Genomic DNA, 801 nt, shown 5'->3' on the forward strand with positions numbered 1-801 from the left:
TGCTTAAACACGCAACGAAATCATACACAAACACGTTAGGTGTCATTTGAAATGAACGCAGAAATAAAAAGAAACATAAGAAATAGATGGATAGCATCGCTTTTTGAAATTGCTCACTCGGAATTTCAAAACCGACTTTGGATTAAAGCTGACTATAAAAATTCAGTTGGAGATTATAATGAATGTGTTTGCGGATATTTTGACGATTTGGATTTGGAAAATGGATATTCTGACTTTATTGCAAATGGAATAATATCGGAATCGGAATATAAAATTGTAACGGAATTACACTCTGAATTTAGAAAATATACAGAACGAACTGAAAAGCGGAATTTATCGGACAAAAATATTCTTAAAGATATTGAATGGATTAACGTTACGAACATCGGATTAAAAACGTGGACTGAATTAAAAAGGAAAACGGAATCGATTCGCGATAAAGAATTAATGACTGAATTGGAAAATAAATATCTGAAAGAAAAAACGCCACCTAACACCGTATAAAAATAATTGTGGTTTAGTGCTTAATCAAAGGTCGTTGCGTGTTTGTAACGTCTGATTTTCCTTCGGAAAATCCTCGCATACAAACCCACAACTATTCTTATACATAAACGTTAGCTTTAATGCTCAAGCAAGTTTTCGGAATTGGAAAAAGGCTAGTTTGTTTTTCGATTTTTTTTGAGTTTTAAGAAAAAAAAACCGAAAAACTATGTTGCCAAATTTGAATAACATGATGAATTCCCACTCAAACTCTGAATTGAATTGTGGCTGACTTTTTAGCTTGTTTGCGGAATCGAAAAC

General features: G+C 32.5%; 1 protein-coding gene. It reads left to right on the forward strand.

The annotated features are described in order from the left end of the window. Window positions 1-51 precede the first annotated feature (51 nt). On the forward strand, window positions 52-504 hold the full coding sequence (locus TD29_RS17050; protein ID WP_040282616.1) for a hypothetical protein: 453 nt from the start codon (window positions 52-54) through the stop codon (window positions 502-504). Window positions 505-801: the final 297 nt, after the last annotated feature.

It is taken from the genome of Psychroserpens damuponensis (genome assembly GCF_000826655.1).
In the GTDB taxonomy this organism is placed as follows: domain Bacteria; phylum Bacteroidota; class Bacteroidia; order Flavobacteriales; family Flavobacteriaceae; genus Psychroserpens; species Psychroserpens damuponensis.

What these genes read in the sequence shown, in the direction of transcription:
- TD29_RS17050 (WP_040282616.1), top strand. Translation starts at nt 52, where the DNA reads ATGAACGCAGAAATAAAAAGAAACATAAGAAATAGATGGATAGCATCG.